Annotated in this window: 22 protein-coding genes; 9 read left to right on the top strand and 13 right to left on the bottom strand. The window is 31.1% G+C overall.

Annotated elements, in window-relative coordinates; translation table 11 throughout:
- The first annotated feature begins 430 nt into the window (after positions 1–430).
- The 5 genes from thrS to B2989_RS03735 all read left to right on the top strand — a co-directional run bounded on the left by thrS (position 431) and on the right by B2989_RS03735 (position 4619).
- Positions 431–2365: a threonine--tRNA ligase gene (gene thrS, locus B2989_RS03755; RefSeq protein ID WP_292944333.1), complete on the top strand. Its 1935-nt coding sequence runs from the start codon at positions 431–433 to the stop codon at positions 2363–2365.
- A 70-nt stretch (positions 2366–2435) separates the two neighbouring features.
- Complete coding sequence (gene infC / locus B2989_RS03750; protein ID WP_261375276.1) at positions 2436–2945, top strand: translation initiation factor IF-3; 510 nt, start codon at positions 2436–2438, stop codon at positions 2943–2945.
- A gap of 61 nt (positions 2946–3006) precedes the next feature.
- On the top strand, positions 3007–3204 hold the full coding sequence (gene rpmI, locus B2989_RS03745; RefSeq protein ID WP_090839495.1) for a 50S ribosomal protein L35: 198 nt from the start codon (positions 3007–3009) through the stop codon (positions 3202–3204).
- A gap of 100 nt (positions 3205–3304) precedes the next feature.
- Complete coding sequence (gene rplT, locus B2989_RS03740; RefSeq protein ID WP_028282920.1) at positions 3305–3649, top strand: 50S ribosomal protein L20; 345 nt, start codon at positions 3305–3307, stop codon at positions 3647–3649.
- Between the two features lie 163 nt (positions 3650–3812).
- Positions 3813–4619 (top strand): HAD family hydrolase, encoded by an 807-nt coding sequence (locus tag B2989_RS03735; RefSeq protein ID WP_292944322.1) that lies wholly within the window; start codon positions 3813–3815, stop codon positions 4617–4619.
- A 21-nt stretch (positions 4620–4640) separates the two neighbouring features.
- Here the strand turns inward: B2989_RS03735 and B2989_RS03730 are convergent, their stop codons facing one another.
- The 12 genes from B2989_RS03730 to tgt all read right to left on the bottom strand — a co-directional run bounded on the left by B2989_RS03730 (position 4641) and on the right by tgt (position 19840).
- A complete protein-coding gene (locus B2989_RS03730; RefSeq protein ID WP_292944319.1) occupies positions 4641–5723 on the bottom strand; it encodes an adenylate/guanylate cyclase domain-containing protein in 1083 nt (360 codons plus the stop codon).
- Between the two features lie 13 nt (positions 5724–5736).
- Positions 5737–6006, bottom strand: coding sequence for an EF-hand domain-containing protein (locus B2989_RS03725; protein ID WP_292944316.1), 270 nt, complete (start codon positions 6004–6006; stop codon positions 5737–5739).
- Between the two features lie 175 nt (positions 6007–6181).
- Positions 6182–9040, bottom strand: a complete 2859-nt coding sequence (locus B2989_RS03720; RefSeq protein WP_292944313.1) for a LamG-like jellyroll fold domain-containing protein — start codon at positions 9038–9040, stop codon at positions 6182–6184.
- A 101-nt stretch (positions 9041–9141) separates the two neighbouring features.
- Positions 9142–9810, bottom strand: coding sequence for a LytR/AlgR family response regulator transcription factor (locus tag B2989_RS03715; RefSeq protein ID WP_292944310.1), 669 nt, complete (start codon positions 9808–9810; stop codon positions 9142–9144).
- Positions 9803–11503: a tetratricopeptide repeat-containing sensor histidine kinase gene (locus tag B2989_RS03710; protein WP_292944307.1), complete on the bottom strand. Its 1701-nt coding sequence runs from the start codon at positions 11501–11503 to the stop codon at positions 9803–9805. Before B2989_RS03710 ends, B2989_RS03715 begins: the two co-directional genes overlap by 8 nt.
- 1 nt (position 11504) lies before the next feature.
- Positions 11505–12689: an asparagine synthetase B gene (locus B2989_RS03705; RefSeq protein ID WP_348661559.1), complete on the bottom strand. Its 1185-nt coding sequence runs from the start codon at positions 12687–12689 to the stop codon at positions 11505–11507.
- A gap of 144 nt (positions 12690–12833) precedes the next feature.
- Positions 12834–13868 carry an AI-2E family transporter gene (locus tag B2989_RS03700; RefSeq protein WP_292944301.1) on the bottom strand — a complete coding sequence of 345 codons (1035 nt, stop codon included), beginning with the start codon at positions 13866–13868 and terminating at the stop codon, positions 12834–12836.
- An 18-nt stretch (positions 13869–13886) separates the two neighbouring features.
- Positions 13887–15422: a replicative DNA helicase gene (gene dnaB, locus B2989_RS03695; RefSeq protein WP_145000028.1), complete on the bottom strand. Its 1536-nt coding sequence runs from the start codon at positions 15420–15422 to the stop codon at positions 13887–13889.
- A gap of 255 nt (positions 15423–15677) precedes the next feature.
- On the bottom strand, positions 15678–16631 hold the full coding sequence (locus B2989_RS03690; RefSeq protein WP_292944297.1) for an acetyl-CoA carboxylase carboxyltransferase subunit alpha: 954 nt from the start codon (positions 16629–16631) through the stop codon (positions 15678–15680).
- 109 nt (positions 16632–16740) lie between these two features.
- Positions 16741–17649, bottom strand: a complete 909-nt coding sequence (locus B2989_RS03685) for a DMT family transporter (RefSeq protein WP_292944294.1) — start codon at positions 17647–17649, stop codon at positions 16741–16743.
- Positions 17636–18709, bottom strand: a complete 1074-nt coding sequence (locus tag B2989_RS03680) for an LptF/LptG family permease (protein ID WP_292944291.1) — start codon at positions 18707–18709, stop codon at positions 17636–17638. Before B2989_RS03680 ends, B2989_RS03685 begins: the two co-directional genes overlap by 14 nt.
- Positions 18710–19840, bottom strand: coding sequence for a tRNA guanosine(34) transglycosylase Tgt (gene tgt, locus B2989_RS03675; protein ID WP_292944288.1), 1131 nt, complete (start codon positions 19838–19840; stop codon positions 18710–18712).
- 211 nt (positions 19841–20051) lie between these two features.
- Here tgt and B2989_RS03670 point away from each other — a divergent pair, with 211 nt between their 5' ends.
- From B2989_RS03670 to B2989_RS03660, 3 genes are all read left to right on the top strand, one after another.
- Positions 20052–20897, top strand: coding sequence for a transketolase (locus B2989_RS03670; protein WP_292944285.1), 846 nt, complete (start codon positions 20052–20054; stop codon positions 20895–20897).
- Positions 20898–20917: 20 nt separating this feature from the next.
- A complete protein-coding gene (locus tag B2989_RS03665) occupies positions 20918–21871 on the top strand; it encodes a transketolase family protein (RefSeq protein ID WP_145000041.1) in 954 nt (317 codons plus the stop codon).
- Positions 21872–22013: 142 nt separating this feature from the next.
- The gene (locus B2989_RS03660) at positions 22014–22655 is read left to right on the top strand and encodes an outer membrane beta-barrel protein (protein ID WP_292944280.1); all 642 of its coding nucleotides are present in this window, start codon (positions 22014–22016) and stop codon (positions 22653–22655) included.
- Positions 22656–22724: 69 nt separating this feature from the next.
- On the opposite strand, the gene B2989_RS03655 is transcribed toward B2989_RS03660, so the two are convergent.
- Positions 22725–23666, bottom strand: coding sequence for an FKBP-type peptidyl-prolyl cis-trans isomerase (locus B2989_RS03655; protein WP_292944277.1), 942 nt, complete (start codon positions 23664–23666; stop codon positions 22725–22727).
- 79 nt (positions 23667–23745) lie between these two features.
- On the opposite strand from B2989_RS03655, the gene B2989_RS03650 reads away from it, so the two are divergent.
- The gene (locus B2989_RS03650) at positions 23746–24120 is read left to right on the top strand and encodes an RNA-binding S4 domain-containing protein (RefSeq protein ID WP_145000046.1); all 375 of its coding nucleotides are present in this window, start codon (positions 23746–23748) and stop codon (positions 24118–24120) included.

The raw sequence follows: 24120 nt of genomic DNA, 5'->3' as shown, positions 1-24120 counted from the left end.
TTCTTTACCGCAACCCTTTTTTTTAATCTTTTTTTAATTATATTTTAATACAATCCTTTAAAGACTTACTTCCAACAGGTTATGAAATATATTTTTTTGAATTGGCTGTGATTTAAACTAATTACAATGGTTTTAATAGGCATTATGTTACTTTTACTAGTATAAATTAGTTTGGGATGCTTGCGTTAAGGATTGAACGGTCTGTTTGAGCTCTTTTTTTGTTTCCTATTACATATTGGCTGTTATATTGCGTATTAAAAATAGACACTATATATAGGTATGATACTTATGTAAAAAAAAAGCGAGTAGTGAAAGCCTGACCCTTTGGGTAACGCCATTAATTTATTGTGTGAATTTATTTAGTATTAGTTAAGAGTTGTATTGCCAAATTACTAATATCCTATTATATTTGTGGTCTAATATTATATTGATGATAAAAATTACTTTACCTGATGGTAGTGTGAAATCTTTTGAAAAAGATTCTACACCTATGGATGTTGCTAAGAGTATTAGCGAGGGATTGGCAAGAAATGTTATTTCGGCAAGTTTTAATGGAACAACCGTTGAAACATCTACGAAATTAACAACGGATGGATCTTTGGTACTTTACACTTGGACTAATGATGAAGGAAAGAAAGCATTTTGGCATAGTTCTGCCCATGTATTAGCTCAGGCGATTGAGGAGTTATATCCTAATAGTAAATTAACTATTGGTCCTGCTATTGATAATGGTTTTTATTATGATGTTGATTTTGGTAATGACACCATTACTGATAAAGATTTTAAGACTATTGAAACTAAAATGTTAGAGATTGCAAGAGGCAAACATGAGTTTGCTATGCGATCTGTTACTAAAGCCGATGCTTTGTCTTTATATAAAGACAATGAATATAAGACTGAATTAATTAAAAATCTTGAGGATGGGACTATTACTTTTTGTGACCATTCTACTTTTACTGATTTATGTCGTGGTGGACATATCCCGAACACAGGGATTATTAAAGCTGTAAAAATATTATCTGTTGCAGGTGCTTATTGGAGAGGTGATGAAAATAAACCTCAATTAACACGTGTTTACGGAACATCTTTTCCAAAACAAAAAGAATTAACTGAATACTTAGCGTTATTAGAAGAAGCTAAAAAACGTGACCATAGAAAGTTAGGTAAAGAGCTTGAGCTTTTTACTTTTTCTCAAAAAGTTGGTGCAGGTTTACCTTTATGGTTACCAAAAGGTGCTGCTTTACGTGAGCGTTTAGAAGATTTTTTAAAGGCTGCTCAGAAAAAAGCAGGTTATGAAATGGTTGTTACACCACATATAGGCCAAAAGGAGCTTTATGTTACTTCTGGACATTATGAAAAATATGGTGCCGATAGCTTCCAACCTATTACGACTCCAAAGGAAGGAGAAGAATTTTTATTAAAACCTATGAATTGCCCACATCACTGTGAAATATATAACAGTATGCAATGGTCTTACAAAGATTTACCGAAGCGTTTTGCTGAATTTGGTACTGTTTATAGATATGAACAAAGTGGTGAATTACATGGTTTAACGAGAGTTAGAGGTTTTACGCAGGATGATGCACACATTTTTTGTACTCCAGATCAATTAGATCAAGAGTTTAAAAATGTTATTGATTTAGTGTTGTATGTATTTGGATCTTTAGGATTTGAAAACTTTACTGCACAAGTATCTTTACGTGATCCCGAAAAGCCAGAAAAATATATTGGAAGTTTAGAAAACTGGGAAAAAGCAGAACAAGCCATTATTAATGCTGCCAAGGATAAAAATTTAAATTATGTTATAGAAACTGGCGAAGCTGCTTTTTACGGACCTAAATTAGACTTTATGGTTAAGGATGCTTTAGGTAGACAATGGCAATTAGGAACTATTCAGGTTGATTATAATTTACCAGAACGTTTTGAATTATCTTATAAAGGTAGTGATAATGAAACACACAGACCTGTAATGATACATCGCGCTCCTTTTGGAAGTATGGAACGTTTTATAGCTATTTTACTGGAACATACAGGAGGGAATTTCCCGCTTTGGTTAATGCCAAATCAAGTTTCTATATTAACTCTTAGTGAGAAATACGAGAAATACGGTGAAAAAGTTTTAACTTTGCTAGAAAATCACGAAATTCGCGCACTTGTAGATAACAGAAGCGAGACCATTGGTAAGAAAATTAGAGAGGCTGAAATGAGTAAAACGCCTTATATGATTATCATTGGGGAACAAGAGGAAGCAGAAAACAAGATATCTGTAAGACAACATGGTGGTGAAGATTTAGGCACGATTAGTGTAGATACCTTTGCAGAAATTGTTAAAACAGAGATAAATAAAACAAAAAGACAATTTTAAAATTAAGTTTAACTAAAATATATAAGTCATAGCAATACGTAGAAAAAGATCAAGAGGTCCGGCAAGAATCATTAAGGAAGATCAGCACAACATTAACGGTAAGATTAGAGCAGAAAAAGTGCGTCTAGTTGGAGAAAATGTTGAAGTAGGAATTTATACCACTAAAGAAGCAAGAGAATTTGCAAGAGAGCAAGAACTTGACTTGGTAGAGATTTCGCCTAAAGCAGATCCGCCTGTATGTAAAATAATGGATTACAAGAAGTTTCTTTATGAACAGAAGAAGCGGGAAAAAGCATTAAAATCCAAGGCTACAAAAGTTGTTATCAAAGAAATTCGATTTGGTCCTCAAACAGATGACCATGATTACGAATTTAAAAAGAAACACGCCGAGAAATTCTTAAAAGAAGGTGCAAAGCTAAAAGCTTTTGTTTTCTTTAAAGGGAGATCAATTGTGTTTAAAGAGCAAGGACAAATATTATTATTACGACTAGCTCAAGATTTGGAAGAATTTGGAAAAGTAGAACAAATGCCAAGACTTGAAGGAAAGCGTATGACCATGTTTATTGCTCCTAAAAAGTAAATAGTATCCTTTATTAAGGACCACAATATTATAAGCGAAATAATTAAAACTAGGAAACAAAATGCCTAAAATGAAAACAAAATCTAGTGCTAAAAAGCGTTTCAAGCTTACTGGTACTGGTAAAATTAAAAGAAAGCACGCTTTTAAAAGTCACATCTTAACAAAGAAGTCTAAAAAACGTAAGCTTAAGTTAACTCATGACGGTTTAGTACATAAAGCGGATGAGAACAATATTAAAGTAATGATGCGTTTAAAGTAACATTACCTTAATTGGTTACAAATTATTTATAAACCCTGGAGTTAGGCCTTTACAAAGTGTTAATTAATTAACCGCCTACTACAAAAAAACAATTTAAATTATGCCTAGATCAGTAAATTCTGTTGCCAAAAGAGCCAGAAGAAAAAAGGTGCTTAAACAAGCAAAAGGTTACTTTGGACGTCGTAAAAACGTTTGGACAGTAGCAAAAAACGCGGTTGATAAAGCTATGCAATATGCATACAGAGACCGTAGAAACAAAAAGAGAACTTTCCGTGCATTATGGATCACGCGTATTAACGCTGGAGCAAGATTACATGGAATGTCTTACTCACAATTTATGGGTAAAGTAAAAGCTAATAATATCGAATTAAACCGTAAGGTTTTAGCTGATTTAGCAATGAACAATCCAGATGCTTTTGAAGCAATTGTGAACAAAGTAAAATAAAGGGCATTTTGCCATTTGTATAACAATACTTCGCTTATAAAATAGAAAATCCGATTCTTAATTGAATCGGATTTTTTTATGCCATTTAATTATAACTTAACTATAATAATTGTTTTATAACAAACTTATCCACTAGCTTTACATTTTAAATATTGAATTGCACATGTCTTTAAGCCAAATTAAATTAATAGTATCCGATTTAGATGGAACTTTATTAAACGCTAATCATCAAGTAAGTGATGAGTTTTTTGAATTATTTAAAATCTTAAAAGAAAAAAACATATTGTTTGTAGCTGCTAGCGGAAGACCTTATTATAGCATGCTTGAAAAATTAAAAGTTATTAAAGATGATATTATTATAGTATCAGAAAATGGTGGACTAGCAATAAAACAAGATCATTTATTAATTTCAAATACTTTTAAAAAAAACAGCTTAACTACAATTTCTAAATTAGTAGTTGGATTACAGGATACTCATCCTGTATTTTGCACAAAAAATAAAGCTTACGTAGTAAGTAAATCTGAAAAATTGTTATCACTTTTAAGTGAGTATTACTCAAATTACGACATTATTGATGATGTGTCTGAAATTACAGAAGACGTTTATAAAATAGCATTATATCATGAAGAAAGCTCTGAAAAGTACATCTACCCTTCCGTTAAACATTTGGAACATAAATTTAAAGTAAAGGTATCTGCCAATCACTGGGTTGATATTTCAGAAAATATAGCTAATAAAGGCTATGCCATTAAACATATTCAAGAGCTATATAATATTAATGAATCTGAAACTATGGTTTTTGGAGATTATAATAATGATATAGAGATGCTAAAGTTAGGACACTATAGTTACGCTATGGATAATGCACATCCAAATGTAAAAACCATTGCTAACTACTTAACTAAATCAAATAATGAAAAAGGGGTAGAAATTGTAATCAAGCAGTTAATTGATAGTTTGATTAATTAAGTTTATTAATTGATAGTTTGATTAATTAAGTTTATTAATTGAAAATAACTTAAGTGTGCTTTCTTTACCTTTTAAACTAATGTCACCCATTGATGTTAGCTTGTATTTATGTAATTTAAGTTTTTGAAGTAATGATTCGGATATAAGAAGCGTTTCATCATACTTATTACACTCTCCTTGTATTCTTGCAGATGTATTTATAACATCTCCATGATAAGCAATTTCTTTTTTAATAGTCCCAACTTCTGTCACTATTAATGTTCCTCCATGTAATCCAGCTTTAAACTTAGGTATTATACCAAACTGCTTCAGGTATAATTTTTCTTTTTTAACTAACTTATCTTGAAATTTATAAAATAATTCGACACAATTATTTTGTTTTAAACCTTTATCAAAAGTCCAACTAATCACAGCCTCATCGCCAACATATTGATAAATATTTGCATCAAAATTATTTATTACCGAGTTAAGATCATAAAAGCATTGTTGAATCAATTGACTGTATTTATAGTGGCCTAATTGCTCTGCAATTGTGGTAGAAGATTGAAGATCTAGAAACATAAAAATACGACGTTCTTCTCTTGGTCTTTTATATTTTCCTATTAACTGGTTAAATAAAACGCCATGACCAAAGTTTTCTATCGCAATTTTTAAAAAAGAAAATATTAATGAGCATATATTAAAATACACAACTATTAGCCAAAACACTTTATTTTCCATCCACCAACCAGGTTCATTTGGAAGGTTTCTGTCTATTTGAACTTCTATTAAACCAACCACAAAACTTGTTGAAAGTATTAATAAAAGTAAATAAACAATTGTTTTAAGTAATATTAATAAACCAGTAGAAAATTTGTAAAGCAATAATTTATCCGAAATAAACTCGATTATCCCATAAAAAAAACCAACAACCACACCTATTAAAATGCTAAATTGTAACCATTGTGTTATTGGTATTATTTGGTCGTAGTTAGTTACAAATGCCTTTCCTCCTTCCGTGCCTATTTCATAATAACGGATAGTAATAAATAAGCAAAACGATAATACCCAAAAAAGTATTGTAATGATTTGTAATTTGAGGAATTGTAGTATTGATTGTTTCAAAAAAAGAAAGAATTTAAAGTGCTATTTCGTCAATTGCAGTTTTAAATTCTGACCAACTTATTAGTTGATCTCCATCTAAATCATAACCTTCTATTAATTTTGAAGCGACTATACCTCTAATAAAACCACTAATTTCTGCTTCTTGCAATAGGTTTTTAATTTCTGATTTTGACAATTTTTTATCACCATCTTCATCAAAAAAATCAAATGCATTTTTTGGAGATTCGAAGTGGTTGGTGATTAATATTTCAATTTTTTTTAAGATTTGATCTTTTGTTGACATTTTAAGACTGTTTTAGATTAACTGTAATGTAGTAAAAATAATATTCTTATATAATATTGTTTAGTTAAACAACACTAAAAATTAATAATTTTCTATTAGTATCCGCTAGTTATAAAGCAAAAAAAAAGCAGTGTTGTAAATTACAACACTGCTTCTCGAACTGTACTAAACTTCCTTAGTGTTTAATAACTCGATTAATAGCTTCTTTTTGATTAATCTTAGTCTTAATAATATATATACCATTTTGATAATCTGTTAAATCTAATAGAAAAGCATCACTTCTGTTTTTTGAGTTTAAAAGCAGTCTTCCGTTTAAGTCGTATACTGATATTTCAAAATCTTGTACTTTAGATAAAGTAATCTTAACGTTATCTGTTGTTGGATTTGGAAATACCTTTACTTCATTAATTAAAAAATTAGACACTGACAGTGTTTCATCTGTTACAGTAACTTCATTTGAAATAACATTGCAACTAGCAGTACCATTCATTACAACTCTAAATTGGAAACCAACGACAAATGAAAAATTGTCTCCTGAAATTGTTAGCGTATTAGTTGTAGAACCCGAAACATCCGGATCAGTAAATGAATCGTCTAAAGGCATCCATGCACCACCTTCACCATCTTCAAGAAACACTTCCCATTGGTAAGAGGTGACATTTGATGCTGAAACAGTAAAAACAACAGCAGTATCTGTTTCTGTAATAGTTTGATCCTGAGGTTGCATTGTAACTATAGGTGCTGCTCCAATAGGAGAACCAGCTAACCAATTACTAGTATTACCTGTTAAACTAAAGTTTATCAAATTACCATTATATGCATTTGTTGTCGCATCTATTAAAGTTGTTACTGATGTATTATCTGTAGCATCTGTTCCTTGATTAAACTGATAATATGCTAGTAAATTAGCTTCGTCACCTTGCAATTGACAATTACCTGTTGCATTAACATCGTCAATAGCTAAGGCTGTATTCCAAATTCTAACTTCATCTATTTCTCCTTCAAAATAAACTCCTGGAGTTAAATTACTTGCTCCTAAAACTATATATCCAAAATTTTGGTTAGAAAAACTAGTATCTATTCCTATCAATGTACCATCCACATAAAGACGTCTTTCTGTAAACGTAACAATCTCTGTAACATGATGCCAATTATTATCATTAAAAGTGGCTGTTGATGTGATATAATTTTCTGTATTATTATAAACATAAGACACTAAGTTTCCGTTTTGTAAATAAATTGTTTTATTAAAACCTCCAGAGTTAGGCATTCCTGTATCAGAAAAGTTAAAAATTGTACTGTTAGCACTTGTAGTTTTAAACCTAAACTCATGAGTATAGTTAAAGTTTTGAGTAGTAAATGTTCCTATGTTTATATTAACATAGTCGTCAATACCATCAAAATTTAAATGCGTTGCTGGCTCTAAGATATTTACTACTATTTCAGTTCTTTCACTTTCACATCTATTTGCATTAGCACTTGTTACCCAATATGATGTTGACCCAGTAGTCATTGTGCTTGGTGTAGGCGCAATTGCTGATCCAACTCCTCCAGTTTCTGTTTCATACCATATCAATTCAGTTCCATTTGCTCCTAAAGTAGCAGTTAATGGCGTTGCACTATCATTTTGTGTATAAATTACTGGACTACTAACACTTGCTTCTGTAGGAATAATAGATCCACTTTCAACAGGAGAACCTGCCAACCAATTAGAATTACTTCCTGTTAAAGCAAAATTAGTTAATGACCCATTATTAGAATTAATTGTAGCATCATTTAAGGTTGTAAAAGATGCATTTTCATTAGCATCAAGACCTTCATTAAATTGATAATAAGCAATAAGACCTGCTTCATCACCTTGTAACTCGCAATTTTTACTTGCACTAACCTGATCAGCTGTTTTAGCTACATTCCAAATACGAATATCATCTAAATTTCCATTAAAAAAGTACTGGCTACTGTTTTTAACACCTATTTGAAGGATACCATTACCTGTGTAAGGTGTTGGAACTGAATTAGATCCTACTAAAATACCATCTTGATATACTTCTCTAGTAGCATTTTCCATGTTATAAACACATGACCAATGATGCCATTCATTATCAGCTACATAATTAGTAGCAGGAATATTTATATCATTATACCAAAAAGCAAAAGTAAAATCGTTGTTGCCTCTAAAACCAATATGCAGTAAATTATTGTTTGCTTCAAAACCTTGAGTTATAATATAATTATCTATATTAGTTGAGTTACGTTTAGCGTAAAACTCAACAGTAAATGATGAATTTGCTACATTTATTCCAGAAGGTACTTGAACATAATCATCTACTCCATCAAAATTTAAATGTGTAGCTGGTTGTGGTTGACCTATAGTTCCAAAGTTTTGCCAAACTGGCTCTGATTGATAAAGCGCCTCAGTACCAACAGGAACATAAAGGGTTGCGCTACCAATATTTACGTTTTGAAAAATATTAGCATTTATAGCTAATGGTGTTGACCAATTAACAGTAACTGTATTTAAATTAGAACAGTTTTGAAATGCACTATTAGAAATACTTGTAACCGAACTTGGAATCGTTACCGAAGTTAAACTAGAACAACTTGCAAATCCTTCAATACCAATAGAAGTAACTGAATCTGGTATTACCACAGAAGTTAAACTAGAACATGCATTAAATGATAATTGTCCAATACTTGTTACTGAATTAGGTATTACAACAGACGTTAAGTTAGTGCAAAATCGAAAAGCACCATTACTTATATACGTTACTGTATTAGGAATTTCTATAGAAGTTAACGTTGTACTGTTTTCAAATGCACTATCTAAAATAGCAATTACCGTATAGTCAACACTTGCATTATTAACTGTTGGAGGTACAATTAGTGCGCCTTCAAAACTAGCTGATGATACCACACCAACAGTGCTCTCAGCTGCAGAAATCACAGCATAATTAACGCCTCCTTCTTGAAAGGTTTGTGCTGAAGCCATACCAATAAATAGTACAGCTAAAAAAGTAAAATAAAATTGTTTCATAAATAATAGGTTAGTTAGATTTTTAAGAATCGCAAAACTAACTTTTACTCTATGAAATACCAATAACACGGGTTGAAACGCGTCATTTTGTATGTAAAATGCTATTTAAATTGTTTGGCATACGTCCTTGATAAAGGAATATCTAAACCATTAATAACTACTGTGTTTGATGTTACTTTCTCTATCTTATTTTTATTTACTACATAAGAACGATGCGTTTGTTTAAAACTATCTGTAGGAAGTTTATCCATAACACCCATCAATGATTGTCTAATAGTAAATCTTTTAGTGAGCGTATAAATATTTACATAATTACCTTCTGCAACAAAATATCTAATGTCCGAAAAGTTTAAATTAATAATATCGTATCCATCTTTAAATTGAAAGATTTGCGATTGCTTTTTATAAAACGATAAATTTATTGAAGCTAATAAATCTAATCGTTTTATAGGTTTGGTTAAGTAAGCGTCTGGATTGGATTTTAATGCTTCATTCATTAAAACTAAATCGTTTTGACCTGTGATAAAAATAATGGTCGCGTTATTATTTTTAACTTTGGCTAACTGAATGCCCTCATTTTTCCCTTGTAAATTAATATCCATTAAAATAATATCAGGTAAAAAAGCAGTCATTTTATTTAAAGCTGTTTCTTTATTATTAGCAATAGCTATGTTTGTAAATTGCTCTTCAAGCAATAACTCCTCAATGTAATCTGCTATAATAATCTCATCCTCTACGATAAGGATTTTTGTGTCCTGTAACTTATTCATTATTTATTTTTTTAGACATCGAAAAATTAAAACCATTATCTGTATTTATATTATAATCCATTTCTAATTGACGACAAATTTTATCTACCAGTTTAGGTTTTATTGATTTATTAGCCAAGCTTATACCATTATCACTATATATAAATAATAGCAATCCATTATTGCCCCTTAATGTAAAATCTATCACCTTATAATCTTGATTTTTAAAGGCATGTTTGATAGAATTAATTAATAACTCAGTTAGTAATAATCCAAAATACATCGCTTGATCTGTAGCTATTTCTAAAGAATTGACATCAAAATTAGTAGTAATATCATTTTCTTTAAACACATCAAAAAAACTAGTTTTTACATCTTTTAAGTAATTGGCAATATCTATAGTTTGTTTGTCTTCGTTTTTATATAAATGTTTATGTAAAGTAGAAATAGCTTCCACCTTTATTAAAATATTTTTTAGTTGAATTTTTTCTGTCTCTGAGGCTTTTTTAAGTTGATTGGTAATAAGTATTACTACTAATTGTAAGTTATTATTAATTCTGTGGTTTGCTTCACTTAATAAAAATTCGTTTTCTGAAGACAGTATTTGTAATTGCTTATTGCTTTTTTTTGAGCGTTTAAGAAAATAAGCTATTAGGACTGCAACTGCAATTGAAAACATAAACAATACTAGTGCAATATATAAGTTAACCTTATTGGAGGCTAATGCTTTTTTTTGATTTATAATTTCCAAATTATTAATCTTAATCTGACTCTCCTTATCTGCCAGCTTGTATTGTGTTTCTAGATTAAATAATAATTCTTCTTTTTTTATTTCATCATATTTGGTTGTTAACTCTAGTCTTTGTTTTAAATACTCGTATGCTTTTTCTATATTATTTAGTCTAAAATATAAATTTTGAATATTTTGATTAAAGATTATCTCATTGTATAAAAACTTATTTTTTTTGGAAAAATCTACAGCATAAAGTGACGCATTCAATGCTTTTTCTAATTGCTTGCTTCTTGCCAATACCATTACATAACTAATGTAAGCATCTGCTTCTTGTTGCTTCATATTATTGCTTTTAGCAAAAGCTATAATTTCATCCAAATATTTTAGAGCAGTTTTATAATCCTTTTTACGCTCATAAACTCCGGAAATTTCTAATAACGAATAAAATATAGCATCATTATCGTTTATTTTTTTTGCAAGTACTAAGGATTTATTTGAATAATAAAGCGTGGAATCATTCAACTGGTAATGTTCTGTAAAAAGTGCAGCTTTACGATTGTAATACTTGGATAAATATAAATCATTTATAGGCGTATTTTTTAATATAACTAACGCCTTATCTAACTCTTTTACTGCATCAAGATGCATAGCTCTTTTTCTAAAAAACTCTGCTTTTTTTACATAGTACAAAAACTCTAATTGCTTGTCTTTTATTTTGGTTATCGTAATAAAAGACTTGTTGTAGTTTTCATTGGCATTAGTATAATCTAATTTTAATTTATAAGCATCTGCTAATCCAAAAAGTAAGTGTACCTGTTGTTTTTGACTACTTGGTCTAAGCAAGTGTTTTTTGTAGTAAATTATGGCTGTATCTAATTTATTTTGATCAATTAAATTTTGACCGTAAACTTGAATACTATCTGATTGAGCAAAAGAAATTTGGAAAAAAAAGATAGAAATACATAGAAATAAATATTTCATATTACGTTTTCTGCTTTTTCTTTTTAGCAGCAGGAAATAAGACATTATTTAAAATAAGTCTATAACCAGGTGATGTTGGATGCAAGGATAATTCGGTTTTTGGATCACCAACTTGGTGCGTATAATCTTCTGGATCGTGTCCACCGTAAAAAGTAAAAAAGCCTTTTCCTTTTATACCATGGATGTATTTAGCTTCACCATTTGTTTTGTTTTCTCCCATAACTAAAACATTTGACTTAATTTGATCTCTAGTAAAAGAGGTTGTTTGTCCCATAAAACCTTTTACTAGAGCAGTATGATTTTGACAAAGCATAGTTGGTATTGGATCCCATTTTGCGGAAAAATCCATTAAAGAAAAGTAATCTGTTTCTTTTGGTATATTGCGTTTCATGGTCATATCTATGCTAGAAAACTCATACACTAAAGGACTACGCTCTAAAGTATAATCTTTAAAAGCAAATGTATTATCAAAATCAATTTTAGCTTGATAGTTACCATCACTTGCATCTCCATCAAACATGGGTTCGCAAATATCAATTCCATCTGCAGACAAGGCAATATCAAAGCTTTCTGTTGCGCTACACATGGCAAACATAAAGCCACCACCAACAACATAATCTCTTATTTTTAATGCAACGTCACGTTTCTCTTCAGATACTTTGGTGTAACCTAATTTAGTAGCTAATGCTTCTGCGTCTTTTTTTTCTTGAATATACCAAGCTGCTTGGCGATATCTTCCATAAAATTTTCCAAATTGTCCTGTAAAATCCTCATGATGAAGATGCAACCAATCGTACAACAGTAATTCGTCCTTTAATACTTCTTCATCGTAAATGGTTTCGTAAGGTATTTCGGCATAACTTAATACCATAGTTACTGCATCATCCCAAGGTAATTTACCTTGAGGTGTGTACACAGCTAATTTGGGTGCTTTTTCCAATACCACAGCTTCCATATTTTTACTTGGACTTGCTATTTCATTTAAAATTTGCTCTGTTTTTGTATCAGAAATAATTTCGAAACTAACACCTCTAATTTTACATTCACGCTGGATTGACTCGCTATCAGGTAATAAAAAAGAACCACCTCTATAATTAAGTAACCACTTAACTTTAACGTCTTTTTCTAAACTCCAATACGTAATTCCGTAAGCTTTTAAATGATTTTTTTGGGTATCAGCATCCATTGGTATTAAAATATAGGATGCAAACCCTTTAGAACCAAACAGAAAAAAGAATAGAAAGACTGTAAATTTATTCATTTAAAAATACTTTTTTATAACTTGAAAGATACTTAAAAAAGCAACTGTTATAAAAGGATTAATAATAAATTAACTGGTAGAGCCTGAGAGTAATTCTGAAATAATTTTTGTTCGAGGAAATTGTTCAAAAATAATTTTAAGAAATACTGTAATTGGAATAGCCATAATTAAACCAGGAATACCCCAAATATAACCCCAAAACATTAACATCACTAAAACAGCAATAACATTAATAGAAAAGGATTTACCCATAAATATAGGCTCTAAAATACTACCGTATAAAACTTGTGTACCTGTTATTGAAATTATAAAAAATAATAATTTACTAGATGTTTCTAGCTCGACAAATGCAAAAATAGACAGCAAGATTACTGTAATAAATGAACCTACCATTTGAACAAAATTAATTAAAAACGCAAATAAACCCCAAAATATAGGGAAACTTACATCAAAAAAGTAACAGGCCACACCTGTAAAAACACCAGTTAAAAAGCTTACTAAAAACTTAACTTTAATAAATTTAATCAAGTCTTTTTCTATTTTCATAAACGTTTTAATAGACGTATGCTTTTTTCTTAAAATGGTCCTATTAATTAATTTTTCAACATTAATGGACTCTGCTAACCATAAAACCACAAAAAACGTCGTCATTAATAAAGCTGTCAAAAATTTACTAATAAAACTAATTGTTGGTGATAAATTATCTAGCAAGGCTTCTTTATTAACTAACCTAGTTAAAGACCTGGTACCTTCTACTTTTTCTACACCAAAAAAAACTTCGACATTATCAACTAGTGTATTGATTTTTGTTTCTGCTTTAGCAAAAAATTGAGAATCTGATGCTAAAATTTCTCTACTTGATAGCTTTACTAATTCTACTCCAAGCTTTACACCTAAGGCTATAACTAGTAATACAATAAAAACACTGACCGCTTTAGGCAATTTGCGTTTACGCAAAAAACGCATTAAAGGTAAAAACAACAATGCTATAAACATTGAAAAAACTAGAGGTACAAATATAAATGACAGCACTTTTAATAAGTAAAATATTATAGGTATTACTATTATTAAAAGTAGGTAGTTAGTTGTTTTTATTTTATCCATTTAAATAGTTACTTATTATTAAAAAGGCACGTCGTTATCATCCTCTTCTGGTGCACCAAAAGCATCATTAGCTGACGGGAAATTGTCTGGAGCAAATGTATTATCATTTGCAGCAGCATTCATTTTACTATGAAATTCTTGACCAAATGGTGTATCAAAATCATCAAGATTATCAAACTTACCTAAATGACCGATAAATTTAAGTCTAATACTTTCCAATCCACCATTACGGTGTTTTGCAACTATAAACTCACCTTGACCTTCTGTAGGAGAGCGTTCTTCATCATCCCATTCGTCAATTTTATAATATTCTGGTCTGTAAATAAAACTTACAATATCGGCATCTTGCTCAATCGCACCAGATTCACGTAAATCGGATAGTAAAGGACGTTTACTTCCTCCACGTGTTTCTACAGCACGCGATAATTGTGACAGTGCAATTACAGGCAAACTTAACTCTTTAGCCAAAGCTTTTAAGTTACGAGAAATAGTCGATATTTCTTGTTCACGGTTACCTCCAGATCCTGCAGCTGTCATTAACTGTAAATAATCAATCATGATCATTCTAATACCATGCTGAGAAGCTAAACGTCTAGCTTTTGCACGTAAATCAAAAATAGAAAGCGAAGGTGTATCATCAATAAAAAGTGGTGCTTTTTCTAACGCTTTTACTTTTACGTTAAGCTGTTCCCACTCGTGTTTTTCAAGTTTACCAGTTCTTAATTTTTCTGAAGACAGTCCTGTCTCACTAGAAATTAAACGTGTAATTAACTGTACAGATGCCATCTCTAAAGAGAAAAAAGCTACTGGAATATTTGAGTTTACTGCAACGTTTCTAGCCATTGTTAAAGTAAAGGCTGTTTTACCCATACCTGGACGTGCTGCAATAATAATTAAATCACTTTCTTGCCAACCAGAGGTTAACTTATCTAGTTTATTAAAACCAGATGGCACACCACTCATTCCCTCTTTTTTGGAGATTTCTTCAATTTTTTTCTTAGCTTGAATTACTAAGTCTTGTGCAGTTTCACTGGATTTTTTAATGTTTCCTTGTGTGACTTCGTACAACCTAGATTCTGCTTTATCTAAAAGGTCAAATACATCTTGAGTTTCGTCGTAAGCTTCTTCAATTATTTCAGAAGAAATTTTAATTAAACTTCTTTGGATAAACTTTTGCAGAATTATACGAGCATGAAACTCGATATGGGCAGAAGAGGATACTTTTTGTGTTAAGGAAATTAAATAAAAATCTCCTCCTGCTAAATCTAATTTTGAATTAGTTTTTAATTGTGTCGAAACTGTTAATAAGTCAATTGGTTGACTTTCTTGAAACAACATAAAAATCGCTTCAAAAATGTGTTGATGTGCTTCTTTATAAAAGGCATCAGCACTTAAAATGTCAATCACTTCATCAACCCCTTTCTTGTCAATCATCATTGCACCAAGTACTACTTCTTCCAGATCCAACGCTTGAGGTGGAATCTTACCTTTTTCAAGGTTTATAATAGTGCTCCTGTCAACTTGATAGCCTTTTATTTGATTGGGTTGCTTCATTTATTGAATATAGTTTTGAGTTATAACTCAGTAATTTATTGATTAAATATTTTAAAAAAACCAGATGAAAATTCACCTAATTCTTGACTTAGCGAAAGTAAATAAATTGTTAAGAAATATTAGGATACAAAGTTACTCAATCTTAACAGGTCGTCAACATTTATACTGTTAATAAGTCTGTTTTTTTGTTAATAAGCATAAAAAAAACCTGAAGCATTACACTTCAGATTTTGTTAGCAAATGGTTTTATAAGGTCTACCCTTTAAAAACACCCATATCACAATATTTTTCTATACGCTTATTTACTAAATCTTTTGGTGATAAGTTTTTAAACTCGTCGTATGCACCAAGAATAGCTTCTGTTACAGATTTAAAAGTTGTTTCTCTATCAGAATGTGCACCTCCTAAAGGTTCTTTAATGATATCATCTACAATCTTCATTTTTTTCATGTCTGTAGCTGTTAATTTTAAAGCTTCGGCAGCTAATTCTTTATATTCCCAGCTTCTCCATAAAATTGAAGAACAAGATTCTGGAGATATAACAGAGTACCATGTGTTTTCTAACATCATAATCTTATCTCCTACACCAATACCCAAAGCTCCACCAGAAGCACCTTCACCTATTACTATTGTAATAATTGGCACTTTTAAACGTGTCATCTCTAAAATATTTCTAGCAATAGCCTCACCTTGTCCACGCTCTTCAGCTTCTAAACCAGGATAAGCACCAGGCGTATCTAATAATGTTACTACTGGTATTCCAAATTTTTCAGCAGACTTCATTAATCTTAAAGCCTTACGGTAACCTTCTGGATTAGCCATACCAAAATTACGGTATTGTCTAGTTTTTGTATTAAACCCTTTTTGTTGACCAATAAACATAAAGCTTTGGTCACCTATTTTACCTAGTCCACCAATCATGGCTTTATCATCTTTAAAGTTTCTGTCTCCATGTAACTCTAAAAACGACTCTCCACATATAGCTTTAATATAATCTAAAGTATAAGGTCTATCAGGATGACGCGACATTTGTACTCTTTGCCAAGGCGTCAGGTTTTTATATATATCTTTTTTGGTAGCAACAAGCTTTTTTTCGATTTGCTTGCAAGTTTGTGTCACATCTACATCACTCTCTTCTCCAATAACTTGACACTTTCCTAATTGCTCTTCCAGTTCTTTAATTGGTAATTCAAATTCTAAATATTCCATAGGGAACGATAGTTTTGTTTATATGTTAGCATGCAAAATTACATTTTTTTTACTTCAAATTTTAAGATTATGATTAAAATGCGCACATTTTAACGTTAAAATTTGATAATCAATTAGTTTGTGGGCTTTTATTCTTTCTGAATTTTTTTAAATTTTTAAGGACTCCATTAAGTAATACAACCCCTAAAATTATAAATGCACCAATGTAAAATGAAGGTGACATAGTCTCTGATTCTGGAAATAGCATCAATGCCAAAATGATTCCGTAAATAGGCTCTAAATTATAAGTTAACACTACTGTGTAAGGACTAATATAACGCATGACATAAACAGAGGCTATAAAAGCATAGGCTGTACAAACAGACGCTAACACAAATAACCATAAACCGTCTGATAGCGATATGTTAAAATGATTTAAATTAAAACCATCTCCAAAAAGCAAGATGTAAAGTGAAATAAAAAAAACTCCACTTAAAAACTCGTAAAATGAAATTTTGGTTGCAGAATGCTCCTCTAAAAACTTTCCGTTTAGGACTGCAAATAATGAGGATAAAAATGCAGAAATAATTCCTAAAATCATTCCGTCAATATATTTAAACTCACTTTTTACAATTAAATACACACCTAAAATCACGATAAGACCAAAAACAATCTCATAAGCAATAATTTTACGTTTATAGATTATAGGTTCTATAAAGGATGCAAAAAAAGCACCTGTAGAGAACATTGCTAAGGCAATAGAAGCATTAGCTACTTGTATGGCTCCAAAAAAAGTAATCCAATGTAACGCTATTATTACTCCTGCAATGGATAATTTAATCAATGATTTTTTGGTAATAGAAATATCGACTTTGGCAATCTTGATGTAAACAAACATTAAAACCGTAGCCATTAACATCCTATACCACACTAAACTAACAGCATTGATAGTTATTAATTTACCAATAATAGCAGTAAATCCAGCTATAAAAACTAGTAGATGTAAATGAAGGTAATTTTTTAATTTATCGTTTTGCATTGCGTAACAGGAAAAAGGCTAAAACCCCAAAAATTATATTAGGAAACCAAACTGCTAGCAATGGTGAAAAGTTAGACTGAGAGGCTAGTGTACCAAATATCTTATCAAAAAAGACAAAAACCATGGCTATGCAAATCCCAAATGCTAAATTGACTCCCATTCCGCCTCGACGTTTTCTAGAAGATACAGCTACTGCAATAATTGTAAGAATAAATACTGAAACTGGTAAACTCCATTTTTGATATTTAGCTAACTTGTAACGACCTATATATTTAGAGCCTCGTTTTTCTTCTCTATCAATAAATCTAACTAGCTCATCGTACCTTAAGGTTTCAGCTATGTAACTTTCTGGTGTTAAATCTTCTAAATCAAATGAAAAAATTGTGTCTTTTTTTCTTTGAATGTCCAACACATCATCATTATCTCCAATGGTTCTTTTAAAGTAATTACGGAGTATGTAAGCTGAATCCTCTTCGATATATCTTAGGTTAGATGCACTAATTTTATAGGTCATTTTACCTTCTTCAAAATGCTCTAAAGTAAAATTTACTCCTGTTTTATTTTTTGTATCAAAGCTAGTAACGTAAATAATATCGTTGTCATTAATCTGCTTTAATACATTGGTATTATTATTTTCTTTTTTACCTGAGAGGTATTTATATTTAAAATTATTAAACCCTTTACTAGCGTTAGGTGCTAGATATAATCCTAAAACAATGGATAATAAAGCAACAATTACGCCTCCAATTAAGTAAGGTCTTAAAAATCGTGTAAACGATACACCTGAGCTTAAAAACGCTACAACCTCTGTATTATTTGCTAATTTTGATGTAAACCAAATTACTGATAAGAATAAAAATAACGGAAAAAGTAAATGTGCAAAGTATATTGTAAAGTCTAACAAGTACTGCATGACTTCGCCGAAAGGCACATTGTTTTCTAGTATTTTACCAATTTTTTCTGCTAAATGCACTGTAATACCAATTGGTATAAACAACAGTAGCATGACCGCAAAAGTCATTAGATAACGTTTTAATATGTACCAGTCTAATATTTTCACTTATAGACGATTATTCATTTGTTTTACCATTTTATCTTTCCAAGCTCTAAAGTCTCCTGCTAAGATATGCTTTCTTGCTTCTCTAGTCAACCATAAATAAAAACCTAAGTTATGTATGGTTGCGATTTGCTTACCTAATAATTCATTTGTATTAAATAAGTGACGTAAGTATGCCTTGCTATACTCCGTGTCTACGTAAGTAATACCCATCTCGTCAATTGGCGAAAAATCGTCGCGCCATTTAAGGTTTTTAATATTTATCGATCCGTAGGCAGTAAATAACATTCCGTTTCTTGCATTTCGTGTTGGCATTACACAGTCAAACATATCTACACCTAATGCAATATTTTCTAGTATATTAATTGGTGTACCAACACCCATTAGATAACGTGGTTTATCCCATGGTAGTATATCTGTTACAACCTCTGTCATAGCATACATTTCTTCTGCTGGCTCACCTACTGACAAACCACCAATTGCGTTACCTTCTGCTCCAACACCTGCAATATACTCGGCTGATTGCTTACGTAAATCTTTATACGTACTACCTTGAACAATCGGAAAAAAGGATTGTGAGTAGTCGTACTTTAAAGGTGTTTTATCAAGATGTGTTAAGCAACGCTCTAACCAACGATGCGTCATGTGCATGGATCGTCTAGCATAGTTATATTCACAAGGATAAGGTGTACACTCGTCAAATGCCATAATAATATCTGCTCCAATACTACGTTGGATTTCCATTACGTTTTCTGGCGTAAAAGTGTGGTAGCTACCATCAATATGAGACTTAAACTTAACACCTTCTTCTTTAATCTTGTTATTTCCTGATAAAGAGTAGACTTGATAACCTCCAGAATCCGTAAGTATATTGCGATCCCAGTTCATAAATTTATGTAATCCACCAGCTTTTTCTAAAACATCTATTTGAGGTTTTAAATATAAGTGATAGGTATTACCTAAGATAATATCTGGATTAATATCGTTTTTTAATTCTCTTTGATGCACACCTTTTACAGTTCCAGCAGTACCAACAGGCATAAAAATTGGTGTTTCAATTACACCATGATCTGTAGTTATTACTCCTGCTCTAGCGTTACTTTGTGTGTCTTTTGCTTTTAAATCGAAAGTCATTATATCTCTTTAATCTTCAGCTAGCAAATATATGTAAGAAAAATGCAAAGGGTATTAAATACTTCCTAAAATTGAAAATTTTGTTAATACTTTTTTTAAAATGAATGAATTGTTAAGAAATCTAGCCATTTGGTTAATAAGTGTCCTTAATAATCTTGGTTGTGGGCTATTAAAATCCTAATTTTGGAACAAAATATTTAACCCATAAAACATGGCAAGCACACAACAATTAGAAGATTTAACCACACAGGTACGTAGAGACATTTTACGTATGGTACACAAAGTAAATTCTGGACATCCAGGAGGATCATTAGGTTGCGCAGAATTTTTAGTAGCACTTTATGATAACATCATGGATAGAAAAGAAGGTTTTGATATGGATGGCATTGGAGAAGATCTTTTCTTTTTATCAAATGGACATATTTCACCTGTATTTTATAGTGTACTTTCTAGAACGGGTTATTTTCCTGTAGAAGAATTAAACACCTTTAGATTAATTAACACAAGACTACAAGGTCACCCAACAACACATGAAAAACTACCAGGTGTTAGGATTGCATCAGGATCTTTAGGTCAAGGTCTAAGTGTTGCTTTAGGTGCTGCCCAAGCAAAAAAATTAAATGGAGACAAACATTTAGTATATAGCTTACATGGAGATGGCGAAATGCAAGAAGGTCAAAACTGGGAAGCAATTATGTATGCATCTGCTAAAAAAGTAGATAACATTATTGCAACTATTGATCTAAATGGACAGCAAATTGATGGATCAACAGATACCGTATTACCAATGGGAAGTTTTAGAGCTAAATTTGAAGCTTTTGGATGGACAGTTATAGACATTGAAGCTGGTAATAATATTGATGCTATTTTAAAAGGAATGGCAGAAGCAAAAAGTTTAACAGGTAAAGGAAAACCTGTTTGTGTATTACTAAAAACAATAATGGGTAATGGTGTAGATTTTATGATGCATACACATGCTTGGCATGGTAAAGCACCTAATGACGAGCAATTAGCTATTGGATTAAAGCAAAACCCTGAAACTTTAGGCGACTATTAATCAATTTGAATTAAGACAACATGAAAACATATACAAATACAGGAAGTAAAGATACAAGATCAGGTTTTGGAGACGGATTAACAGAGTTAGGAAGAACAAATCCTAATGTTGTAGCACTTTGCGCAGATTTAATTGGGTCTTTAAAAATGGATCAGTTTATTGAAGAAAACCCAGAACGTTTTTTTCAGATTGGAATTGCAGAAGCTAATATGATGGGTATTGCTGCAGGTTTAACTATTGGAGGAAAAATTCCTTTTACAGGTACATTTGCTAACTTTTCTACAGGTCGTGTTTATGATCAAATTAGACAAAGTATTGCATATTCTGACAAAAACGTTAAAATATGTGCATCTCACGCAGGTTTAACTTTAGGAGAAGATGGTGCAACACACCAAATACTTGAAGATATTGGATTAATGAAAATGTTACCAGGTATGACTGTAATAAACACTTGTGATTACAATCAAACCAAAGCTGCTACTATAGCAATTGCAAGTCATGAAGGACCAGTTTACCTACGTTTTGGACGTCCAAAAGTAGCTAACTTTACTCCAGAAGATCAAACTTTTGAAATTGGTAAAGCTGTACAATTACAAACAGGTACTGATGTAACCATTGTTGCTACTGGACATTTAGTTTGGGAAGCTTTAGAAGCTGCAAAAACTTTAAATGATAAGGGTATTTCTGCTGAAGTAATAAACATACATACTATAAAGCCATTAGATGCTAACGCTATTATAGAGTCTGTTAAAAAGACTAAATGTGTTGTTACTGCTGAAGAGCATAACCACTTAGGAGGATTAGGAGAAAGTGTTGCACGTGTTTTATCACAACATCAACCTACACCACAAGAGTTTATTGCTACAAACGATACTTTTGGTGAGTCAGGTACACCAGCGCAATTAATGGAAAAGTATGGTTTAAATGCTGATGCTATTGTTAAAGCTGCAGAAAAAGTGATTACAAGAAAGTAAAAATATTATCTCATTATATAGTAAAGCGTTTAAAACATAAGGTTTTAAACGCTTTTTTATTTTGTAAAACCCTGTCTATTAACCATTCAAATAATTTGGCATAATTATCGTTATAACTAGTGTTAATCAAAAAACGACAATTATGAACATTTTACAAAAATTTCAGAATGGCTTAGGTTATAATTCAAACGTAAGTAAAAAAGTAATTTTAGCATTTATTGGAATACTTATATTTTCAGCTTTAGGTTATGCTCAAAATGGTAATGGATTTGGTTTTAAAGGTGGTGTAAATTACAATGGTAATGGAGATTACTTTGAGTCTATTTCTAACAGTTACCAAAATCCAGACAGAAGCGTTGGCTACCACGTTGGTGTTTTTGGAAAAATAGGCGCCAAAATATACTTTAGACCAGAATTGGTTTATACTACTACAAAAAGCGATTATACTGCTGGCGAATTTGAATTACAAAAATTAGACGCTCCATTGTTAATTGGCTTAAAAGTTTTAGGTCCTATACATGTTTTTGCAGGTCCATCTTTACAATATATAATGGATAGCGAATTTGAAAATGCTACAATTGACACTATAGAAGATGACTTTTCTGTAGGATTAAATTTTGGAATCGGATTAAGCTTAGATAAGATTGGTATAGATTTAAGATACGAGAGAGGCTTTAATAATAACGAAGCGACTATTATTAATAATAATGTATCTGTATTAAATCCAAATAGATTAGATACGCGACCAGAACAACTAATACTTAGTATATCTGTAATGTTATAAATTTCAAACAATCATAAAAAAAAGAGCCACTTTATAAAGTGGCTCTTTTTTTTTTGTAATATTTAATTTTTAGTTTGATAAATTAGTATCAAAATCTAAATAGTTTGGTATTCCGTCTCCATCAGTATCATCATTAGTTGGGTCTCCATCTTGATCGATATCTTCATCAATAGTTAATACACCATCATTATCATCGTCATTATCAATAAAGTTAGCTACGCCATCACCATCAGTATCTTCATTTAAACCATCACCATCACCATCTAAATCTTCTAAATGTGAAGGGATTGAATCTAAATCATAATCGGTATCAATTCTAGTTAGTAACCCAAATGTAAAATTAATAGGAGAATAACTTGGTATAGATGTCGTTCCTGTTGAAAAATAACCTAAACCAGAAGGAATAAAAGCTGCTCCAATACCATAGTTATGGTTTGTTGTAGTTCCATCACCATTTTCAGTATAGCCATCACGCATTCTAAATTCAACTAAAGCTTCTCTAAAACCATCAACTACTCCAAAAGAAGAACCTACAGATGATAAATTAAAAGTAAGACCATCAACATCTGCTCCATCAAACTCTGTCCCATCCAATAAAGTACCAGTATATGTTACATTTACTGCATCCAAAGGGTGTGTTGCTTGTCCTAAACCTTCTCTAACACTTAAATAATATAGTTTATAATCTACATCACCTTGAGTAACCGTTTTAAATAGTAACTCTGGTCTATCTAGTAATGCTATCGCATCTAAGTTGTTATTTGCTTCACTAATTGTATCAAAAACAATTTTAAACGTATCGTTAGCTAATGAGTATGGATTAGCAAAATCAAATTCGTCATAATTATATGTATGTGTTGCTAAAAACGCCTCTATCTCAACAATGTTCTCATCATAAACCTCTTGGCTATCTCTAGGCACAAAAGTAAATGTATCTCCATCATCTGTACCACATGAAAATGCAGTAACTAACACAACTAATAACGCAAAAGTGATTTTTCTTAAATTCATTATTCTTATTTTTGATGTGCAAGATACATTTTAATATAATTTTGCACAATAACCTTAACGTCAATTTTAGATAATTTGTATGCGAGTAGATAAGTATTTATGGTGTGTTAGACATTTTAAAACAAGAAACATAGCAACGACTGCATGTAAAAAAGGCCATATTAAGGTAAATGGTAGTGTAGCTAAAGCTAGTAGAGAAGTTTATCCAACAGATATAATTGAACTTAGAAAAGACCAAGTTAATTATAAATTGACCGTTTTAGATATTCCTCCAAACAGGGTTGGTGCTAAACTTGTCGATATTTATCGTGTAGATAACACTCCTAAGTCCGCTTTTGAAGCACAAGAAATGCTTAAATTAGCCAAGGATTATTACAGAAAAAAAGGTGTTGGAAGACCAACAAAAAAAGACAGAAGAGATTTAGACAATTTAAACGCAGAAAACGAGCAATAG

The organism is Olleya sp. UBA1516, from assembly GCF_002323495.1.
In the GTDB taxonomy this organism is placed as follows: Bacteria; Bacteroidota; Bacteroidia; order Flavobacteriales; family Flavobacteriaceae; genus Olleya.
This window is presented reverse-complemented; position numbering and strand designations above follow the sequence as displayed.